The sequence below is a fragment of the Pseudanabaena sp. CCNP1317 genome (assembly GCF_034931345.1).
GTDB lineage: Bacteria > Cyanobacteriota > Cyanobacteriia > Pseudanabaenales > Pseudanabaenaceae > Pseudanabaena > Pseudanabaena galeata.
The window spans coordinates 140,731-159,336 of sequence record NZ_JAYGIF010000002.1 but is presented as its reverse complement, the minus strand read 5'-3'; the positions used below and the strand labels follow the sequence as shown (position 1 = coordinate 159,336).

The following is an 18,606-nucleotide window of genomic DNA, read 5'->3' as shown; positions in this document are numbered from 1 at the left end:
GACAAATCAAGTACATTGATTTAATGTTTTATTTTTGTCATGCAATAAATTTTTAATCTATTTCACATTGACATTTTTTCAACAGTATTAATGTTGGTGAGTAAGTAGTGTAATCGCTACCTTTAGATTGAGTTTATTAGTTAATTTCGGTACTCAAAAAATCAGTGGAGCAAAAGTATGCTTAAAAACAAATTCATGAAGATGTTTAAATCACCTAGTCCTGAACTAATTACTAGATTTAGCAGTCTGTGCTTATCATTAGTTCTGATGTTGAGTGTGTTTTTCGGCAATCCTATTTATGCACAAGCATCTGTAACAAAATCAATTCAATTGACTGAAAATGGTGCTATTTTTGTTGGCTTAGTTGCAGATGCAGTTGTAGAAACTGAAGCAACTGCTGAAACTCCTGAAGCAAAAGCTGCCGCCAAACTGGAAGCAAAAAAAGCAAAAGCTGCCGCCAAACTAGAAGCAAAAAAACTGAAGGAAGCAGCCGATCTAGAAGCAGCAGAGGCTAAAGCTTTGGAAAAAGCCGCTAAGAAAGCCGCTAAGCTAGAAGCTAAGAAAGCCAAGGAATCCGCTAAGCTAGAAGCCAAGAAAGCCAAAGAAGCAGAAAAAGAAGCGGCTGAAGAAGTTGCTGAAGAGAAATTGAAAGAGACTGAAGAAACAGTTACAGAGCCATCAACAGATTCACATGTAGAGAGTGAACCTACTGTTAGCCCTTAGTCTTACAACTGAGTTTTTATTTGCATTCTAAATTGAGTGCTAGGGATAGAAGGACTTACCAGCTTCACCTAGCACTTGATAAATAATCTATTCAGATCTAAATTCAAGGCAAGAAAATGACTTCGGCAATTCCGCGATCGCAATCTAAATTTAACCTTAGTGCTTACTTAATCAGCGACGGACCAGCAGGATTTCTATTGAGTTGGGTAGCTGGTTTCGTTGATACTTCGGCATTTATCATCTTGTTTGGATTGTTCACAGCCCATGTGACTGGCAACATTGCGCTAGCTGGATCTTCGTTTGTTAGTGCTGACACTGAGACAACCATTACTCGTTTGTTAATGCTACCCACATTTGTATTAACTGTCGCTTTAACATCTCTACTAGCTCGGTATTCTCGTCGTCAGCAATGGTGCGTCTTTGGAGTTTTGCTGACTGCTGAGGCGATCGCCCTAGCAATTTTTCTTTCGCTGGGCATGACCCTTTCACCTGCGCTTCTACTCGATGTCCAAGAAGAATTAATCTTGCCCATTGGTATCTCTGGCGTAATTGCTATGGCGATTCAAAATGCCCTGATGAAGGAAGCAAAAGGAGTGTTTAAGAGCTACATTCCCACCACAGTTATGACTGGAAATACTACGCAACTAACCATTGATGTGGTGCAGTTTTTTAGTGCGAAGTTGGCAAAGTCTCAAACAGAAGCTACGGAAACAGAAGCATCGGAATCTTTGGAAAGAATTAGTCGCTTTATTCCCACGATCGCAGGTTTTGCTTTGGGTGGATTACTTGCCGCTTGCTTTGTTTTAGTCTCTGAGTCTTGGTGGAGCCTGTCTCTGCCTTTGGTTATCATTACAGTTTTAGCGATCGCTGCATTTGTCGATCATAGTCGCAGAACTGCATTATAAATTTCAACTAAACCGCTTAGCTTATCGACCAAGCCTTTAGATTCCATAGGAAAAATAATGAAACAACGTCTACTAGCAATTTGTATCACCTTAATAGTTCTTTTAGGATTGTTTACTGGAAATAGTGTCCAAGCTAATCCGCTCTCTTCGCATTTAACAACTCTCATCGCTGTAGCAGATATTTCTGAATCTCCCGCAGAGACTGAAGTATCTGAACCAGTGGCTGAAGTATCTGAACCAGTGGCTGAAGTATCTGAACCTGTGGCTGAAGTTAAAGCTTCTGAACCTGTGGCTGTATCTGCGCCTAAAGTTGTTGATGAATCAACGAACTTACTTAAGCAATTAGAGACTGAGATTTTACCTCAAATTGAGAGTGTCTTGACCCCAGAGCAACAGGAAGAGTTTGCGGCTAAAATTGCCGCAGGAACTAGTTTCCGTAAAGCTTTTAAGGCAATTACTCTCACCCCTGCCCAAAAAACTAAGCTAAGTACTGTATTCAAAGCTATCCCTAAAAAAGATATCTTCGCTACCCTTACCCCTGCTCAAAAGAAACAACTATTTCTGAAAAATAAACAGCTATTTATTCCTAGTTCCGCAGAGATTGGGGCGAAAATAACTGCTGGTATGCAAATGGCAAAGGATAAGTCACCCTTAGCTCCATCGGCTGAGTCAATAGTCGAAAAAGTTACTGCCAAAATGAAGGCTATTGAGGAAAAGGAATAAACATGGATAGCTTTTTGTCACATCGGCTTACCGATTGGCTATTTTTGGTTGCGGCAATAGTTGCCTCTATGGTCATTTTTTCGTCGCTAGAGAAGGTTTCGCGATCGCTGTTCGTTCCATTTGTAGTTATTGCGATCGGGCTTATTGCTGCCAAAGTTGCTTTTGGGCTTACCCCTCAACATCTTTGGCATGAGTCAGTTCATTTAATTCGGAGATTAGGCGCAGGTTTTTATTAGCTTTCATAGCAATGTAAGTTTTGTTGACTCCCCTGCCAGAAAAGGATTAGCGGTATGGTGCAAAGCACCATACCGCTAATCCTTTTTGTGTTTTTAAAAACCTTACTCCGTTTGTTTTTTACAATAATTCCCAAAAGTGTGGTCACACTTTTGGGAATTATTGTAAAAAACGAATATGGATGACATTTATATATTGCGATTCCTCATTTTGTATTGATTCTAGCGGAATTATCTTGAAAGTTTGTATACAGTATACAAACTTTCAAGCAATAAATAAAAATAAGCAGTAAGTTATGGACGCAGATAAAGAATTAAATATAGATATCGATATTGATGAGGCTTCAGTAACAGGCAAATCATCTTTAATCTACGGCTTAAACGATGTTCCTCCGATGGGAGAAGCTATTTTTGTTGCCTTTCAGCATGTTCTTGCTGCGTTTGTGGGGATTATTACCCCTCCGATTATTATTTGTGCCAGCCTAGGATTAGATTCTGAGAATACGAGTTTCTTAATTAGTATGTCGCTCTTTGCATCTGGAGTTTGTACTTTTATTCAATGCAAAAGAATTGGTCCTGTTGGTTCAGGATTACTCAGTCTCCAAGGTACAAGCTTTGCCTTCCTTGGACCAATTCTGGGGATTGGTGCTGCTGTAAAAGCTGGTGGCGGCTCTCCTGAACAAGCTTTAGCACTAATCTTTGGAGTCTGTTTATTTGGTTCATTTGTTGAAATTATTTTGAGCCGTTTTTTGCATCTTCTAGACAAAGTTATTACTCCTGTCGTATCTGGAACAGTTGTAATGATTATTGGTTTAGGCTTAATCAAAACTGGCATGATTAGTTTGGCTGGAGGAGCAGCGGCGCTCGCAAAAAATGACGGTTCCTTCGGGAGTGTTCAAAACCTCGCGCTTGGCGGTACTGTTCTATTAATTGTGGTTATACTTACACTTTCTAAAAATCGTTTTCTGAGAATGGGATCAATTGCGATCGGTCTAGCCGTTGGATTTATTATTTCCCTATTTCTTGGAATCGTTAACTTTAGTTCTTTAGGTCAGCTTCCCTTCTTTAGAGTTCCTATGCCATTCCGTTTTGGTATTAGTTTCGATTTTGCTACTTTTTTACCATTTATCTTGTTGTATGTACTAACAGCAATTGAAACAGTTGGCGACTTGACAGCAACTTCTGCGGTATCTGGAGAACCAGTCAAAGGTGGAGTTTATCTACGCCGTATCAAGGGTGGTGTTTTAGGTGATGGCATTAACTCCTTAATCGCATCAGTTCTAAATACATTTCCAAATACTACCTTTAGTCAAAACAATGGCGTAATTCAAATGACAGGTGTTGGCAGCCGTTATGTTGGCTTCTTTGTTGCTGGTATCTTTGTAATTTTAGGTCTGCTACCTGTAGTTGGTGGTGTATTTCAGGCGCTTCCACAATCTGTCTTAGGTGGTGCAACTCTGGTTATGTTTGGTTCTATAGCTGTAGCTGGGTTAAACATTGTTGTCTCAGCAGGGCTAGATCGACGTTCGATGATTATTGTTGCAGTTTCCCTTGGTCTAGGCTTAGGAGTTGTATTTGCTCCTGAAGTTTTTGCTAATAAGCCTGCAATTTTCAGAAACTTGTTTGGATCAGCAATCTCTACTGGAGGACTAACAGCTATCTTGCTAAGTTGGCTATTACCTCGGATTGATGAACCAGTTGTTACAGTCGCTCAGGAAAGCGCTGTTTAATACAAAAGCACAAAATGGAATAGCCATTTTGTGCTTTTAAAAAACCTGCTTGGTTTGGGTTTCAATTCATAAAAGTGTCCTCACGCTTTTGAGAATTGTGACAAGATTCTCAAAATGCACAAATAAAAAACGACGTAAAACGTCGTTTTTTATTTGTGCATTTTGAGACATTTACTTTGTCAAGCTCAAAATGCCGTTAAAGATGATTAACATTATCCCTAAGCTAGCTAATACTATGACTGCACCCCTTAAATCATTCTTGCGTGGTATCGGTAGATAGGCTGGTTGTAGCCAAAATCTCAAACGTTGAGAGACAAAAGGCATCACAAATAGGCTCAAGATTACCGAGGTAATCAAATTATTGACGATCATTGAGCTAGCAAGTGACCAAGATTGCATGACTCTCAGTGCTGAAAAGAGAATAGTTTGAATCATCACGACAGGATATAGTCCTAAAACAACTGATAGAATCTGTTTCCATCTAGGTGGCCCCAAACCTTGATTTTCTGAAGAACCTGAATGCATCGAGAACCAGCCTTCTAAACCTGTGGTAAAAGATTTGAAGCGATAGGCTGAAAATATTTCCTGACCTGATTCTAATAACTGTGCGCGATCGCCCGACTTCATCCATTGCTCAAGATGCTCAGGCGAATCAAAATGAATAATGTAATACCATTTCACAACTGAATCTTTGCACCTAAGTGGTGGACATAGATCGCAGCGTAGAAAGCCCTCATAGTGTTGGGCAACTTCCACCAGATGATTATGCCATTTCTTAAAAGCGAAGTCACCATCTTTAGGCACAATATATTCAGTAACTAGACTAGAGTAAAAAAGTTGTTCTAAAGGTGATTTTGGCATATTGGCATATTTTCGGGACTAGTCAGTATTTGAGATTGCGATCGCTCTGAGTGTTAGAGTGATTCTAGCCTATCAGGATAAATACTTCTAAAAAACTAGAAGCTGTCCCGCCCGCTATGCGGGCGGGACAGCTTCTAGTTTTTTAGTGTACTTATGCCTAGGTACTTATAAATACCCAGCATCAGCCTTAGAGAAATTTAAAATGTCATTGATTAGTTTTAATAGATGATTTTCTCCATTTTCAATTGTCTGTAAGGCTCTAATCTGTTTTTGATTGAGAGGGCCATATACCTCTTCCTGCAAATTTTCTACTAATCCTAAAATAACGTGAGTTCGATATAGCTATTTGCGTCGTGCGAAGCACGACGCAAATGGCTATATCGAACTCACGTTAAAAAAGTTACAAAGAAGATAAAACGCCAGATATGCAAAAAATACTAAATCTTTTCTAAAAAATACAAGGGGATAAAAACCTTTGTTATGAGCTTTATTTCCCCACAATTAATTTAGGATTGCGATATTGAGAGGGTGGGCAGATTATAGATATTTATCTAAAGTTTTACTAAACTCTTCATAGGTCTTGACTCCAATCATTGTCTCGACCAATTCTCCGTCTTTAAAGAATAAGACGGCAGGGATACTCTTCAGTCCAAATTCCTTTGCCAAGGGTTTATTTGCATCAATGTCTAATTTCATGACTTGAGCGCGATCGCTATAGTTTGCCGCCAGTTGATCGATGAATGGCGCAATTACCTTACAGGGACCACACCAAGTCGCCGTGCAATCTATAACAAGTAGAGATGTCTTAGCACGTAAGATTTCAAATTCAGTTTGGTCTTGAATAAACACTGCTGTATTCATATTGCTTTTAATGGTTTTTAGGAGAAAAATAAATTAAGACAGTTTATTATTGTGTCAAAAAGTGGGTTAAACTGGGATGGAAAGAGGGGGAAATATTGTCTTTAAACGAAAATATTCGTTACAACTATTTTTTTACGAATAAAATAAATTCACTTAGTTATTTGATTTAGGTAGCTATGACAGAAAACGGTTTAGAAGGACTGTCTGTTTGGGAAAGACTAGAACGCGGTAGAAGAGCTAAGGCTGCATTAGGGGGATATGCAGGTTACGGTTCTCCTGCCTTTGGACAACGATCGCTGGATGGAGAGTTGGTGGAAGATCCTGAAGAGGTTCAAGTAGTTGAACTAATTCGCCGCCACCATAAATCAGGCAAGTCGTTACAGAAGATCGCTGACTGGTTAAACCAACAGGGCTATACCACTAAACGAGGACAAACATGGAAGCGTATTTCCGTAAAGCGAGTTTTAGATCGCCTATATGGAAAAACTTCCAGAATTTCTGAAGTCTCAACTCAAACTGATAACCAATCCTGTCAGTCAAACATCGATTCACCACTATCATAATATAAACTATACACAGAAATAAACCCGCCAATTTTATTGTAACATCTGTGAATAATATACCGAGACAGGCTTAAATTCAATATAGCGTTTAACAATCTAGTGAAGTACGGGTTTGTTTCCCCGCCTTCGGCGGGGAAACAAACCTTTGTACCTCGCTTGCTCGAAAAACGCTATATAAACAATGCCCCCAGCATGGTTAAAGCCCCAAACTATCCCTGTGTCAACGTTACAGAAATCTAGATTTTTTAAGGCGTTTACTTAGCTACTTATTTGACAGCCTATCCGATCGCAATTAATTTGATCATGCAATTCGACACTCCCCTTGATTGGATTCCTAGTTTAACTAGCGTAATTGAATACTCTCCTTTGATCGTGACACCGCAGACGCTTCTAGTTGAGGCGATCGCCATGATTAGCCAAGCACACTATCCTAGTTGTTCCCTAATTAATTCAGATATTGCTGAAACTCCATCTAGCCCACTAAATTCATTTTCTCAATTGATGCAACTTGAGGTTAGGACAAGTTGCGTTTTGGTTAAGCAAGATCAAGATTTAGTTGGTATTTTAACGGCGCGAGACGTGGTGAGACTGACTGCCCAAGAAATTGACTTCCAAAATGCTACGGTTGGGGATTTCATGACGACACCAATTGTCACGATGCCACAACGATCCGTAGGAGATATATTTGCTGTACTATTTCTATTTCGCCGCTACCAAATTCGACATTTGCCTTTAGTAGATGATCAAGGTGAATTGATCGGTGTAGTTTCCCATGAGGGTATTCAGCATATTCTCCGTCCTGCCAATCTTCTCCGTTTTCGACGGGTTGCAGATGTGATGACTACTGAGGTAATCTATGCACCTATAGATACTTCCGTTTTAGATCTAGCCTATTTAATGTCAAATCATCGCGTTAGCTGTGTGGTCATCACTCAGATCGATGAAGAAGCCAATCAACGTCCTGTGGGAATTGTTACTGAGCGAGATATTGTCCAGTTCCATGCTTTTCAGATTAATCTAGCCACCACACAGGCGCAAACGGTGATGAGTTCGCCACTTTTTTTGCTCAGTCCCGATGATTCATTGTGGACAGCCCATCAAGAAATGAAAAAACGTCGCGTCGGTCGAATGGTTGTCTCATGGAACTGGGGACAAAGCATAGGAATTGTTACCCAAACGAGTTTATTAAAGATATTTGATCCGATGGAAATGTACGGCGTAATTGAGAATATGCAAAAAACAATTCAACAACTACAAACAGAATCTCCCGAATCTGCGGAAACAGTTCCGCCTATAGTTAACAACCAATCAAAATCTTTGTCTAGTACGTCTGTTGTGAGTTCAGTGGATCGCACTGATTCAGTAATAGCGCGTGTCTATACAACGATTCAACAGTTGATCAATAATTGTGATTTATCAAATGAAGAAATGCGATCGCAACTTAATGCAGTTCTTGATGATCTCCAACCTTTGAGACCATCATCTTTGACTGCTATCCTCGAAAAAGAAACTGAAAAGAGTTTTCCTCCTTTGCAATCTAGTATATTGTTTTAGAAACTCCACCGTAAAACAAGGAACTAATTTTTGATGGCGCGGCGAAGCTGCGCCATCAAAAATTAGTTCCCTATCAAATTGCAGAATCCTAGACTGTGTAGGAATGCCAATGTTACATAATTACTTTTTGTTGGGTGCGATCGCCTTACCCCTATATTTTTCATTAGCTCAAGCAGCGATCGCTGATCCTGTGAGCCAATTACTAGAAACTAGAGCCTGTCCAGAATGTGAGTTAAGTAATGCTAATCTCTCTGAGGCTAAACTTAACGGAGCAAATCTGAGCTTAGCAAAAATGCGAGCCGCAGATTTGCGTAAGGCAAACTTAATTGGGGCAAATCTGATCGGCGCATATTTAAAGGATGCCAATTTTCAGGACGCAAATCTGCGTTGGGCTAACTTCACTAATGCTGACTTAGAGAATGTGGACTTTCGCGGTGCAGACTTACGGGGAGCCAAGTTTAGTGCGGCTTTATTAAAGGATATTAATGCTCAAAAAAGTATTTTTTGTCGCACGATTATGTCTGACGGTAAGCTGAATAATCGCGATTGTCGATTATCTGGTGATTAGCGTAGGCGCATAATCTCATTGACCCAACGCAGGCGTTCGGCATGGGTAAGGTTGAGAATGTCAGCCCTTGACCAATGGAAGTAAAAAGCAATGAAGGCTACCTCCTCGTACAACCGTTCCGAGGGGTAGCCTATAACTCCCCCGATGTATTTATGTTCTGGGGTTGCAAACTCCCAAATAGATTTTGTAAATAGAGAAAGTCGGGCAAAAATAGTTGCTCTAGTTGTTGGGCGGTAACTCTATTTAAAGTACCTAATTTAGCGATCGCTTGAACCAACAATAAAAAGACGAGATCAGTATCGGGATTCTGTCTAGACAGATCCTGCACAATCATCTCATCTTGAGCTGTCAACAGTTTCATCTTGCCCTGATTGTGTACTTCTCCATTGGCATCAATTAATCCTTTGGGCAACGTAAAATCAAATTCTTCAACGATCATAATTAATTAATTTCAAAGATACTATCTACGTTTTAAGGTTTAGATCCCCCCAGCCCCCCTTGTAAAGGGGGGAGAATTTTCTTCTTCCCCCTTTACAAGGGGGATTGAGGGGGATCTTTAGTAGCATTTTATTTTTGGCTTGGTGGAACCTCCGAAGGGGTGAGTATGCCACCAGATCGCTGATTTGGAGATGTGTTTGGAATTAACGGAGAGTCAATCTCAGGAACATCGGGAGGTAAGGCGATCGGAGGAGTTTCTTCAGGTTTAGGAGCAGGTGGTGGCGCGATCGTTTGGATAATGAAGGAGCGCATAATCATCTGTCCATCAGGATTGGTAACTCTTAAGATATAGGTTACTTCTGCGGACTTGGGACTTAAGGGTAAGGCTAACTGTCCGACAGCAGCAACATTTCCAGGAGCAGGAAGTAGATCGATTTTTGCCGCAGCCGAAGCTTCGATTTTCCAAGATAAAGTAATAATGGTGGGAATATCGGGATTGAGATTGAAGGAATATTGCGGTAATGCATCCTGTCCATTTACTTTCAACTCAAGAATCTTGGCAGGATAGGGCGCGATTTTGGTAATCTCAGTTTTTTTAGTGACAGGGACTGCCTTGGGATCTACAGGTGGCTTGCTCGGTACGATCGCTAACTCAAAAATGTAATTACCTGAGGCCTTGGCTTCAGTTGGTACATTTTTACAAATCATTTGATCGTTGGAAATAGTGCAGTAGGGACGTAGCGATCGCGGTAATCCCTCTGTGAGTACAAAACGCAATGGTGGACTCTTGACTTCACCTTCAGGGGATCTGCCTACGAGGGTTAACTCCCTAACTTGGCTAGTGTTAGATATGCTCCAGTTGAGTCGAACTTCGTTATCAAGATCAGGTTTAGGTCTGACTATTCTTGGTTTTGCTGCACCTTGAGCAATCCCCACGGCTGTAAAAAACACCTGTTTTTCCAAAGCGATCGCGATCGAACTTGGCTCAGTGAAATTAGGAGTTGGGGCAACATTTTCAGGTTTAGGAGGGGTTGGTGCAGGAGGCGCAGGCACACTTCCCGTTGGTGCAGCTTGGACAGGTGCTGGGACAATGGTGGGTAAAACTGGCTTGGATTCTGTGTAGAGAGGTTTAGTTGAGGCAAACTCCAAAATCTCAGCCTGTGGAACTGGCTCTACTAAAATCTTGGTAGTTTTAACCAAGGGAATAGTGCGAGTTTTCGGGTTTTTCGATGATAGATTCATCTGAAAAATATACTGACTAGGCTTGCGTGCATCAGTTGGCACGTTTTGACATAGTAATTCGCGATCAATCACACAATAGTCTTTTAATTCTGGAGGAATTCCCTTACTAAAGTTATAAACTACAGGCTGACTGAGGAGTTTTTCATCGGCTGACAGTCCCTCCACTCGGATTTCACTTAACAACTCAGGATAGGTGATCCGCCAACGCAGGCGAATTGCCTCATTAGCTGCTTCTTGATAGGTGGATGACTCGGATGTGAACTCAATCGCCTGCGGCACGTCAGGTGGTCTAAAGAAGAACCACCAAATCAAAAAGATAACGGTTCCAATTAACCCCAAAATTCCAATAATCAGTAAAACAAACTGCCACCATGGACGGGCGGGTAACAACAGACTACCGAGATAGCGATCGTTGGGCAGTAGTGCTCCCTGTCTATCTTCAACTTCGATCATGAAGTTGAGATAGCGATCGCCTAAAAAGCGGGGCTTACATTTTTTTGTAGGTTCGACTTCGATGTTGATCCTTACAGTTCCATAGGGCGCGATTTTAACTTCTTCATTGGTCAAGGTATAGAGCAACAATCCATCTTGCTCAGGGCTACTAGTTCTGAGGATTAATTCACGTGCAATGTTGCCATTACTTTTAAAGCGCATTTCATAAAGGGAAGGTCGTTTGGCTACCCTCGTCAGCAATGTCACTAGTTGAATATCTAGTTGATAGGTTGGCAGAATCTCAAAATAAGCAATATCTAATAAGGTTAAATCTGGATTGTTATCCGAATGAACGCGAATTGTCGGCGCATAAATTCCCGCCCAAACATCCATAGGCGGCTTGAAAATTATCGTGACTTGTCCTTGAGTATCAGGATTAAGTGGTAAACCTTCTGCGGCTTCGACCACACCCACGAGCGCTAAGCCTTCGGGATAGTAAATGGAAACCCATTTCGGATCGAGATCGGGAACTGCAACCCGAAAGCGATCGACCCGTTCGGAACGATTGGAGATGGAAATGAGAACTTGCCATATCTCACCCGATCGCAGGGGATGGGGATTGTCAGATGAAGTGCGCGGCAGAGTGACAAAGGTCGGATCATTAACTCTGACTACTTCTTGGATTGATGGGAGAACAATGACCTTACCTTTGTACTGGATTGGGGTATGTTCTGGATAATGCTGAGGTGCATCAATAATTAAGGTGTAGTTATACTCATCGGGGAAGGTTGTCGGTGGTACTTGAATCAGGAATACCACTTCGCAGCTTTGCCCCACACTCAGTGCCAAGCTCTCTGACGGAAAAGCGCTCCAAGGATAAATCGAGCTAGAGTCTTGATCGAGCGCCACACTAATGACAGCACTGCGATCGCCTTGATTAGTGACTGTGACACACAACTCAAAACTTTCGCCCGTAGTAATTGATACTGTCCCTGATGGGTTGAGGATGATCGATAACGGTCGGATTGCCGATGAGACCGACGACATTGCTTCTAAGGTTTCATTACTTTGTTGCCGACGAAAATCAATTTCGTAGTAGGTAATACCCTGTATCTGGCGTGCTTCAACAAAGCCTTGGCTGATTAAATCTGTAACCTCAGCACGGGTCTCTTCTATTTCCGCTTCAATATAAGCCGCGATCGCTTCCAACGTGGACTGGCGTTGGCGCATAATCCAATTAATAATTTGTTGTTGCCGAGTAGATAGTGTCAGTATATCCACCATACCCATTCCTGCATTCCGCTCGGTGTCGCTATTATCAGCATTTGAGGCAAATATGGCTGGCTCACTCCTCATATTTTATGCAGGTTCTTTTATGAATTATGACAAAGGTTGTACTAAGGATACAACCCAATGTATTCTGAAAAGTTTAAGTAATGACAAATTGTCAAATTGAGTCGAATTGATAGGGTACATAGGCACTAATGATACAACTATATTACAGTTAAACAAAGTCATAATTTGCCATAAGATTATGATGCAAAAATTGAGATTTGCTGACAATCTATTGATCCATATCAAACGAACCACAAGTATTTGGGAAAATTGAGTAGAGACAACCATGAATGAAGATGAACTTAGACAACGCCTAGATCTGGAAATGGAGACGATCAGTGTCAATAAGCTCACAGAATTGGGAAACCTTGCCGTATCCATGGGCTTAATTGCTGGACATGGATTTCATGGGGGTAAATATGAGATTTTGCGACAGGGAGAGGCGATTTTGCTACCAGTTAATGAGGCGGAAACCTATCTGGAGCAAATCATCAAAACGGTAACTTAAGAAGCATGATCGTATCGCCCCATACCACTATCACCACCAAGTGGCTCAAGCAAAGTCAACAGGTTCTATTTTCAGCGATCGCCAAGATCCGCTCAATTTTAGAGCAGAAAATTGCGACAAAAAAAGGTGAGATTTTAGAAGATCCAGTTGCATCTAATCTTCTAAACCGCCAACTTGATAGTCATCTGCGACGACTATGTGAAAATTTTAGTCTTTCGGATTTTGAAAGAGATGTGCTGCTGCTATGTGCAGGCATGGAATTTGATCCAAATTGGGGAATGCTTTGTGCTGAAATTGCCAATGACCCCAAACTAGCCTATCCCACTTTTAGTTTAGCAATGTCACTCCTAGATCATGCCGATTGGTCAGCCCTCTCCCCAGCCGCCAATTTACGTCGATGGCATTTAGTAGAGATTGGGGCAGGGAATGCGCTGACATCTAGTCCCTTGCGAATTAATGAACGGATTTTGCATTGTTTAATGGGAGATCAGCATCTTGATGAACGCTTACTCAGACTGTTAGAACCTGTAGTTGCTAATTCTGTCCAGATTGATTCCCATCAACAAATCCTGAAACAAACGATCGCTACTTGGGTAAATGCTTCTGAGGATGAGAGATTAGAAGTTCTACCAGTTTTGCAACTCTGTGGCGAAGATGTAGCTAGCAAAATGGCGATCGCTGCTAATGTTTGTCTAGATTTAGGACTAAACCTCTATAAAATACCTGCCAGTCTTCTACCCCATGATTTAAGTAATCTTCAGCTTATTGCTCAGCTATGCGATCGCGAATATACGCTGAATGACATGGCGCTATTACTGGACTGCGATCGCGATGAAGCTCCTAATCAAAATCAAGATATGGCGATCGGCTATCTGATCGAAATTCTGCGATGTCCGATGATTATTAGCAGTCAAAGCCGTCGCCGCCAACACCAAAGGACAATCATCACCTTTGATGTGCAATCTCCTTCCATTAATGAGCAGCAAACACTGTGGGAAGAATCTCTCCGCGATCTAGATAGCGACATCAAAGAGTCCCTCAATGGCTCCATTCATGAACTCGTCTCTTATTTCAATCTCTCACCCACGCATATTTACAACGCATCTCTCAAAGCTAAAAGCTCACACAAACTGCAATCTAACCATACCTTTCATCAAACTCTCTGGAACGCCTGTCGCGCTCAATCACGCCCCCGCCTCGATGAACTTGCTCAAAGCGTGGAAACAACTGCAACTTGGGACGATCTGATTTTGCCACCTAAGGAAAAATTTGTACTGCATGACATTGCTGCCCATGTACGTCAACGCTTAACAGTCTACGAAAAATGGGGTTTTGCAGGTAGGAGTCGGCGCGGATTGGGAATTAGCGCTCTGTTTGCAGGTACAAGCGGCACTGGTAAAACGATGGCGGCGGAAGTGTTGGGCAATGAATTACAGCTTGATGTCTATCGGATTGATCTCAGTTCAGTAATCGATAAGTATATTGGTGAAACCGAGAAAAATCTCAAACGTATTTTTGATGCTGCGGAAGGTGGCGGCGTGATTCTGCTCTTTGATGAAGCCGACGCTCTCTTTGGCAAGCGCACCGAGGTCAAGGACAGTCACGATCGCCATGCCAATGTCGGGGTTAGCTATCTGCTGCAAAGAATGGAAGCCTATCGCGGATTAGCTGTACTCACTACTAATTTGAAAAACTCCCTCGATCAAGCGTTTTTAAGGCGGTTACGTTTTGTAATTCAGTTTCCCTTTCCCGATGCGGAGCAACGTGCTGAAATTTGGCGGAGAGCTTTTCCTGAGAAAACACCCATACTGGATCTGGATTATGTGAAACTTGGTAAACTCAGTGTTGCGGGTGGTAATATTCGCAATATTGCCCTTAACTCAGCTTTTATTGCGGCGGATCACAATGAAGCTGTACAGATGAAACATATTTTGCAAGCTGCAAAAATTGAGTATATTAAACTCGAAAAACCAATGATGGATGCGGAGATAAAAGGATGGGTATAGGCAAAAGGGTGATCGCTATTTCTACTCTCATCGTCATTACGACAGCAACATCAGTATTTGCTGCTAATCAGAGCCATGTCGATCAACTGATCAAAACTAAAGAATGTTCAGAATGTGATCTGCCCGATGCCAGACTCGCAGGAGCCGACCTAATCAATGCCAATATTCGGGATGCTGACCTTCGCAAAGCTGATATGCGTGGGGCAAAGTTGGATGGCGCGAAGTTTATGCGAGCAAACATGCTGGGGGCGGATCTACGGTTTGCACTGTTGTCGGGAGCCGATTTTTTAAATGCTAATTTGCTTGAAGCCAAGCTCGAAGGTGCAAATCTATTTAGAGCAAATTTGAAATATGCCAATCTCGAACGCGCTATTCTCAATCAAGCTTCTCTAAAAAATGCAGACTTACAATTTGCGAAACTAATTAGCGCCAAAATCGACGGTGCTAATTTTGAAAATGCCAATTTAGGACTAGCTGATTTGGAAAAAGCCGATCTCACTAATTCGCGTCTCAAACGTGCCAATCTTCGCCGCGCCAACTTTAGTGAAGTTAATTTGACTAGAGCAAATCTAGAAGGAACTAGTTTACAAGGAACAACCTTTGCAGGAGCAAATTTATTCCATACCGATTTGCGATCGAGCAAAATTGATAGTGATACCTTTTTTGATCCTAAGTGGTTTCTGGTTTGGAAAATTGTCAATCAGCGTGTTGATGGTCAAACTCTAGTAGCAGCAGATTTGTCGGGTGGGAATTTTGAGAAGGCGAATCTTGCAGGGGTTAATTTAGAAGATGCGAACTTCACCCAAGCCTATCTATTCATCACGAATCTCAGGCGCAGTAATCTAGTGCGGGTCAAGTTCAATGATGCCAATCTCCGCTATGCCGATTTAACCAAGGCAAATCTCATGGAAGCTGACTTTAAAGGAGCGCAACTTTCCGATGCCAAGCTAGAAGGAGCGAATCTCCGCCTTGCTAATTTGCGAGAAAGCATCATCAATGAAGAAACAATTCTCGATCACAAATGGCGTGTAGTTTGGCAAATCGTCAATCGTGGCGGCGAAGATCGAAATCTCAGAGGCTTTGATCTATCTGGTGCGAATTTACGTTTAGCTAGGTTGCGAGGAGCGCAGTTAGTGGATGCCGATCTCAATCAATCAGACTTACGTGGTGCAGATTTTGTCGGAGCGAATTTACAACGAGCCAATCTCGCAGGTGCTAATCTTACGGGTGCGAATCTGCGGGGCGCGGTATTGCAAGGGGCTAATTTTTGTGGAGCGACGATGCCCGATGGCTCTGTGGGTAAATGTAAATAGGGCGTTGTAAAAGTCTAGTCAAAAACTTTGATATAGATAAAATATTAGGCAGTACAGAAAGCGTTATAAGTTGACTGGTAAAGCGATCGTAAACTTTGTCCCTAAACCAACTTCACTTTCACAGAGAATCGTTCCCTTAAGATTTTGGGTCACAAGATTATAAATAATATGCAATCCTAATCCGCTACCACCCTTATTCCTAGCTGTCGTGTAAAAAGGCTCAAAAATCCTATCTAATCTTTCAGCAGGAATGCCTTTGCCATCATCAGAGTAAGTAATAATCACCTTATCATCTTGTTGAATAAATTCAAATTGCAACTGCCCACCTTTATCTAAATCAGTATAAGCATGAGTCAAAGAATTCATTACTAAATTAGTAACAATTTGGGAAAAAGCACCTGGGTAACCGTATATCACGATCGCACTATCTCCATAGACTTTGATAGTATGAGGTGTAAGTTGAATTTGAGGCGCTAAACTCATCAAAATTGTTTCAATATAATCTTTTACTGGAAAACTGCGATGTTCTAGGCTTGATTGATCGACAGCAACTTGCTTAAAATTTTGAATAAGTTCAGCCGCACGGTGTAAATTGACGAGTAGGATCTCACTACTGCTTTTGGCTTTTTCTAAATAAGCCTGTAAGCTCGACTTTTTGAGTTCGCCACAATCAAAAAATTCCTTAAACTTATTGGTCGCATTATCTAATATGGAAGCTGCCATTAAACTATTGCCAATAGGTGTATTCACTTCATGGGCAACTCCAGCGACCATGCTACCAAGGGCGGCATACTTTTCTGACTCAATCAGTTGCTTTTGAGTCGTTTTCAGTTCATCTAATGTACTAGCTAATTCCGCATTCTTTTTATAAATTGCTAATTCCGCTTGCTTGCGATCGCTAATATTGCGAATCATAAATAGCACTTCATTGCGACCACTCACAACAATACGCACTTCCTCTTCTTGGCAAACATTATTTATACAGATTTGCTGTTCATAAATCTGGAGCTTTCCTGTGGTCAAAGCCTGCCGAATATGATAAAGGTGGCGATCGCTAATTTCGGTCGGTAGCATTTGAGAAAGATGCTTGCCAATATTCTCCAAGTCAGGAATAGCTAACTTGATCGTACTCTCATAGTTAATCAGCCCTAGATAAATACCATCGCCGCTAACATTGAACATCAAATCAGGTATAACTGAAAGAATAGCCCGTCTACGGGCTTCGTTTGCACTGAGGGCTGTATAACCTGTAACTACGATCGACGAGCTAATCAGAGCTAACAAAGACGGTACGACAGGAATCCACCATCCCCATAAAAAAACAATATAGCTTGTGGTGAATAGGCTTGCCCCCAGAAAGATGATCGCTAGAGTCCCCCAAGGTAGGCGCAAAGGAATTTTTGATTGAGTAATTGGTCTCGCATAACGACTATTCCAGCACAATAGACCACCAGCAATCGCAAACATAGCAATCCACAAAATCTCTATGGGTTTTGTCCAAACTTTTAAGGTTGGCAGTCCGTCAATAGCCTTGGCAATTAATTGGCTGGTAATACTAGCATGAAGTTCTACTCCACTAGTGGATGAGAAGGAACCTCTCACAATTGTACTGTTGTATGGAGTGATAAAGTAATCACTAATGCTTTCTGCCGTGATACCAATCAAAACAACGCGATCGCGAAATATATTCCGAGGAATATTTCCATTGAGTACATTAGTTAGTGAAACCCTCTGAAAATCACCCTGAAAATTCCGAAAGTTTGATAATATTTGATAGCCTCCCAAGACTTCGTTTGTATAGCCGCCATCATGTTCCTGAAGGGGTGAAAATATGGCTTTACCTAATTTATATTTCTGTACTTGGGGATCAATAACTTCCAGATTAATATTTCCCTTTTGAAGGTAGCGAATAGCTAAGGCTGCACTCAAACTAGGAATTGTCTTACCTTGCTTATTTTTTAGAGAGAGAAGTATACGGCGAACTTTACCATCACCATCTAACGAAAAGTCGTTGGCAGCTACTTGATTAAGCTTTTCGAGAACTGGAGAAGCAGCTACATCGCTACCATTCTGATTAGCAACTACTTTGCGAATGCCAATCAGATTTGGTGTAGATTCAAATATATTCACTAATTCTTGATATTCAGAGCCATACTTTTTAGGAACTGGTAAATCGCGATAGATATCTAGCCCAATGACTCTGGGTTGTTGCTGCTTAATTAAAGTGAGGAGTCTCGCAAGGGTATCGTCAGGAATAGGAGAACCAAAAGTCTTGATATCTGATTCCTCGATCGCCACAATCACAATGCGTTCGTCAATTGGGTCTGAAGGTCGCCACTGAAAAAATAAATCATATACAGCCAGTTCTAATGGTTGCAGGATTCCCATAAAGCGAATCCACAGTAAAATTCCTGTTGTTGCGGGGATGACGAAAAAGACCCCACGCCATTTCACAATTCGCCTTTTTAGATTGATCCACATAGGTAAATTTTACCGTACATTCTAAAAGAGGTTAGCAACTATTAAAAAATAAATCGATCAAAGCAAAGTCCCACTAAGTACCGAAGCAAACTAAAAACCTAGAAAGCTGTCCCGCCCGCTACGCGGGCAG

General features: G+C 41.5%; 18 protein-coding genes. 11 read left to right on the top strand and 7 right to left on the bottom strand.

Features of this window, described 5'->3' with window-relative positions:
• Positions 1–177 precede the first annotated feature (177 nt).
• From VB775_RS01550 to VB775_RS01530, 5 genes are all read left to right on the top strand, one after another.
• Positions 178–723: a hypothetical protein gene (locus VB775_RS01550; protein ID WP_281008531.1), complete on the top strand. Its 546-nt coding sequence runs from the start codon at positions 178–180 to the stop codon at positions 721–723.
• Between the two features lie 116 nt (positions 724–839).
• Positions 840–1,628, top strand: coding sequence for a YoaK family protein (locus VB775_RS01545; protein WP_281008530.1), 789 nt, complete (start codon positions 840–842; stop codon positions 1,626–1,628).
• Between the two features lie 57 nt (positions 1,629–1,685).
• Positions 1,686–2,351: a hypothetical protein gene (locus tag VB775_RS01540; RefSeq protein WP_281008529.1), complete on the top strand. Its 666-nt coding sequence runs from the start codon at positions 1,686–1,688 to the stop codon at positions 2,349–2,351.
• Between the two features lie 2 nt (positions 2,352–2,353).
• Complete coding sequence (locus tag VB775_RS01535) at positions 2,354–2,587, top strand: hypothetical protein (protein ID WP_281008528.1); 234 nt, start codon at positions 2,354–2,356, stop codon at positions 2,585–2,587.
• Positions 2,588–2,880: 293 nt separating this feature from the next.
• A complete protein-coding gene (locus tag VB775_RS01530; RefSeq protein WP_281008527.1) occupies positions 2,881–4,314 on the top strand; it encodes a uracil-xanthine permease family protein in 1,434 nt (477 codons plus the stop codon).
• A gap of 171 nt (positions 4,315–4,485) precedes the next feature.
• Here VB775_RS01530 and VB775_RS01525 read toward each other — a convergent pair whose 3' ends face one another.
• The 3 genes from VB775_RS01525 to VB775_RS01520 all read right to left on the bottom strand — a co-directional run bounded on the left by VB775_RS01525 (position 4,486) and on the right by VB775_RS01520 (position 6,036).
• Positions 4,486–5,175 (bottom strand): hypothetical protein, encoded by a 690-nt coding sequence (locus tag VB775_RS01525; protein ID WP_281008526.1) that lies wholly within the window; start codon positions 5,173–5,175, stop codon positions 4,486–4,488.
• A 165-nt stretch (positions 5,176–5,340) separates the two neighbouring features.
• A complete protein-coding gene (locus VB775_RS26315; RefSeq protein WP_407072971.1) occupies positions 5,341–5,499 on the bottom strand; it encodes a histidine kinase dimerization/phospho-acceptor domain-containing protein in 159 nt (52 codons plus the stop codon).
• A 213-nt stretch (positions 5,500–5,712) separates the two neighbouring features.
• A complete protein-coding gene (locus VB775_RS01520) occupies positions 5,713–6,036 on the bottom strand; it encodes a thioredoxin family protein (RefSeq protein ID WP_281008525.1) in 324 nt (107 codons plus the stop codon).
• Between the two features lie 176 nt (positions 6,037–6,212).
• Between VB775_RS01520 and VB775_RS01515 the strand changes: the two genes are divergently transcribed.
• From VB775_RS01515 to VB775_RS01505, 3 genes are all read left to right on the top strand, one after another.
• Positions 6,213–6,599: a recombinase family protein gene (locus tag VB775_RS01515; RefSeq protein ID WP_281008524.1), complete on the top strand. Its 387-nt coding sequence runs from the start codon at positions 6,213–6,215 to the stop codon at positions 6,597–6,599.
• 303 nt (positions 6,600–6,902) lie between these two features.
• Complete coding sequence (locus VB775_RS01510) at positions 6,903–8,153, top strand: CBS domain-containing protein (protein WP_281008523.1); 1,251 nt, start codon at positions 6,903–6,905, stop codon at positions 8,151–8,153.
• Between the two features lie 109 nt (positions 8,154–8,262).
• Complete coding sequence (locus tag VB775_RS01505; RefSeq protein ID WP_281008522.1) at positions 8,263–8,721, top strand: pentapeptide repeat-containing protein; 459 nt, start codon at positions 8,263–8,265, stop codon at positions 8,719–8,721.
• Here VB775_RS01505 and VB775_RS26310 read toward each other — a convergent pair.
• The 3 genes from VB775_RS26310 to VB775_RS01495 all read right to left on the bottom strand — a co-directional run bounded on the left by VB775_RS26310 (position 8,718) and on the right by VB775_RS01495 (position 12,189).
• Positions 8,718–8,834, bottom strand: a complete 117-nt coding sequence (locus tag VB775_RS26310) for a DUF6760 family protein (RefSeq protein WP_342593574.1) — start codon at positions 8,832–8,834, stop codon at positions 8,718–8,720. The two genes, VB775_RS01505 and VB775_RS26310, sit on opposite strands and share 4 nt — an antisense overlap.
• 17 nt (positions 8,835–8,851) lie before the next feature.
• Positions 8,852–9,160, bottom strand: coding sequence for a phage tail assembly protein (locus tag VB775_RS01500; protein WP_281008521.1), 309 nt, complete (start codon positions 9,158–9,160; stop codon positions 8,852–8,854).
• 128 nt (positions 9,161–9,288) lie between these two features.
• Positions 9,289–12,189 (bottom strand): hypothetical protein, encoded by a 2,901-nt coding sequence (locus tag VB775_RS01495; RefSeq protein WP_281008520.1) that lies wholly within the window; start codon positions 12,187–12,189, stop codon positions 9,289–9,291.
• A 265-nt stretch (positions 12,190–12,454) separates the two neighbouring features.
• Between VB775_RS01495 and VB775_RS01490 the strand changes: the two genes are divergently transcribed.
• From VB775_RS01490 to VB775_RS01480, 3 genes are read left to right on the top strand one after another with little or no spacing between them, the layout of a single operon-like run.
• Complete coding sequence (locus VB775_RS01490) at positions 12,455–12,676, top strand: hypothetical protein (protein ID WP_281008519.1); 222 nt, start codon at positions 12,455–12,457, stop codon at positions 12,674–12,676.
• A 5-nt stretch (positions 12,677–12,681) separates the two neighbouring features.
• Positions 12,682–14,682 (top strand): ATP-binding protein, encoded by a 2,001-nt coding sequence (locus VB775_RS01485; RefSeq protein ID WP_281008518.1) that lies wholly within the window; start codon positions 12,682–12,684, stop codon positions 14,680–14,682.
• Positions 14,673–15,995: a pentapeptide repeat-containing protein gene (locus tag VB775_RS01480; protein ID WP_281008517.1), complete on the top strand. Its 1,323-nt coding sequence runs from the start codon at positions 14,673–14,675 to the stop codon at positions 15,993–15,995. Before VB775_RS01485 ends, VB775_RS01480 begins: the two co-directional genes overlap by 10 nt.
• Positions 15,996–16,058: 63 nt before the next feature.
• Here VB775_RS01480 and VB775_RS01475 read toward each other — a convergent pair whose 3' ends face one another.
• Positions 16,059–18,476 (bottom strand): CHASE2 domain-containing protein, encoded by a 2,418-nt coding sequence (locus VB775_RS01475; protein WP_281008516.1) that lies wholly within the window; start codon positions 18,474–18,476, stop codon positions 16,059–16,061.
• Positions 18,477–18,606: the final 130 nt, after the last annotated feature.

Excerpts from the sequence above, each read along its gene's own strand:
- VB775_RS01550 (WP_281008531.1), top strand. The coding sequence starts at position 178 with ATGCTTAAAAACAAATTCATGAAGATGTTTAAATCACCTAGTCCTGAA.
- VB775_RS01510 (WP_281008523.1), top strand. The coding sequence starts at position 6,903 with ATGCAATTCGACACTCCCCTTGATTGGATTCCTAGTTTAACTAGCGTA.
- VB775_RS01495 (WP_281008520.1), bottom strand. The coding sequence starts at position 12,189 with ATGAGGAGTGAGCCAGCCATATTTGCCTCAAATGCTGATAATAGCGAC.
- VB775_RS01545 (WP_281008530.1), top strand. The coding sequence starts at position 840 with ATGACTTCGGCAATTCCGCGATCGCAATCTAAATTTAACCTTAGTGCT.
- VB775_RS01520 (WP_281008525.1), bottom strand. The coding sequence starts at position 6,036 with ATGAATACAGCAGTGTTTATTCAAGACCAAACTGAATTTGAAATCTTA.
- VB775_RS01535 (WP_281008528.1), top strand. The coding sequence starts at position 2,354 with ATGGATAGCTTTTTGTCACATCGGCTTACCGATTGGCTATTTTTGGTT.
- VB775_RS01540 (WP_281008529.1), top strand. The coding sequence starts at position 1,686 with ATGAAACAACGTCTACTAGCAATTTGTATCACCTTAATAGTTCTTTTA.
- VB775_RS01525 (WP_281008526.1), bottom strand. The coding sequence starts at position 5,175 with ATGCCAAAATCACCTTTAGAACAACTTTTTTACTCTAGTCTAGTTACT.
- VB775_RS01530 (WP_281008527.1), top strand. The coding sequence starts at position 2,881 with ATGGACGCAGATAAAGAATTAAATATAGATATCGATATTGATGAGGCT.
- VB775_RS01515 (WP_281008524.1), top strand. The coding sequence starts at position 6,213 with ATGACAGAAAACGGTTTAGAAGGACTGTCTGTTTGGGAAAGACTAGAA.
- VB775_RS01505 (WP_281008522.1), top strand. The coding sequence starts at position 8,263 with ATGTTACATAATTACTTTTTGTTGGGTGCGATCGCCTTACCCCTATAT.
- VB775_RS01475 (WP_281008516.1), bottom strand. The coding sequence starts at position 18,476 with ATGTGGATCAATCTAAAAAGGCGAATTGTGAAATGGCGTGGGGTCTTT.
- VB775_RS01485 (WP_281008518.1), top strand. The coding sequence starts at position 12,682 with ATGATCGTATCGCCCCATACCACTATCACCACCAAGTGGCTCAAGCAA.
- VB775_RS01490 (WP_281008519.1), top strand. The coding sequence starts at position 12,455 with ATGAATGAAGATGAACTTAGACAACGCCTAGATCTGGAAATGGAGACG.
- VB775_RS01500 (WP_281008521.1), bottom strand. The coding sequence starts at position 9,160 with ATGATCGTTGAAGAATTTGATTTTACGTTGCCCAAAGGATTAATTGAT.
- VB775_RS01480 (WP_281008517.1), top strand. The coding sequence starts at position 14,673 with ATGGGTATAGGCAAAAGGGTGATCGCTATTTCTACTCTCATCGTCATT.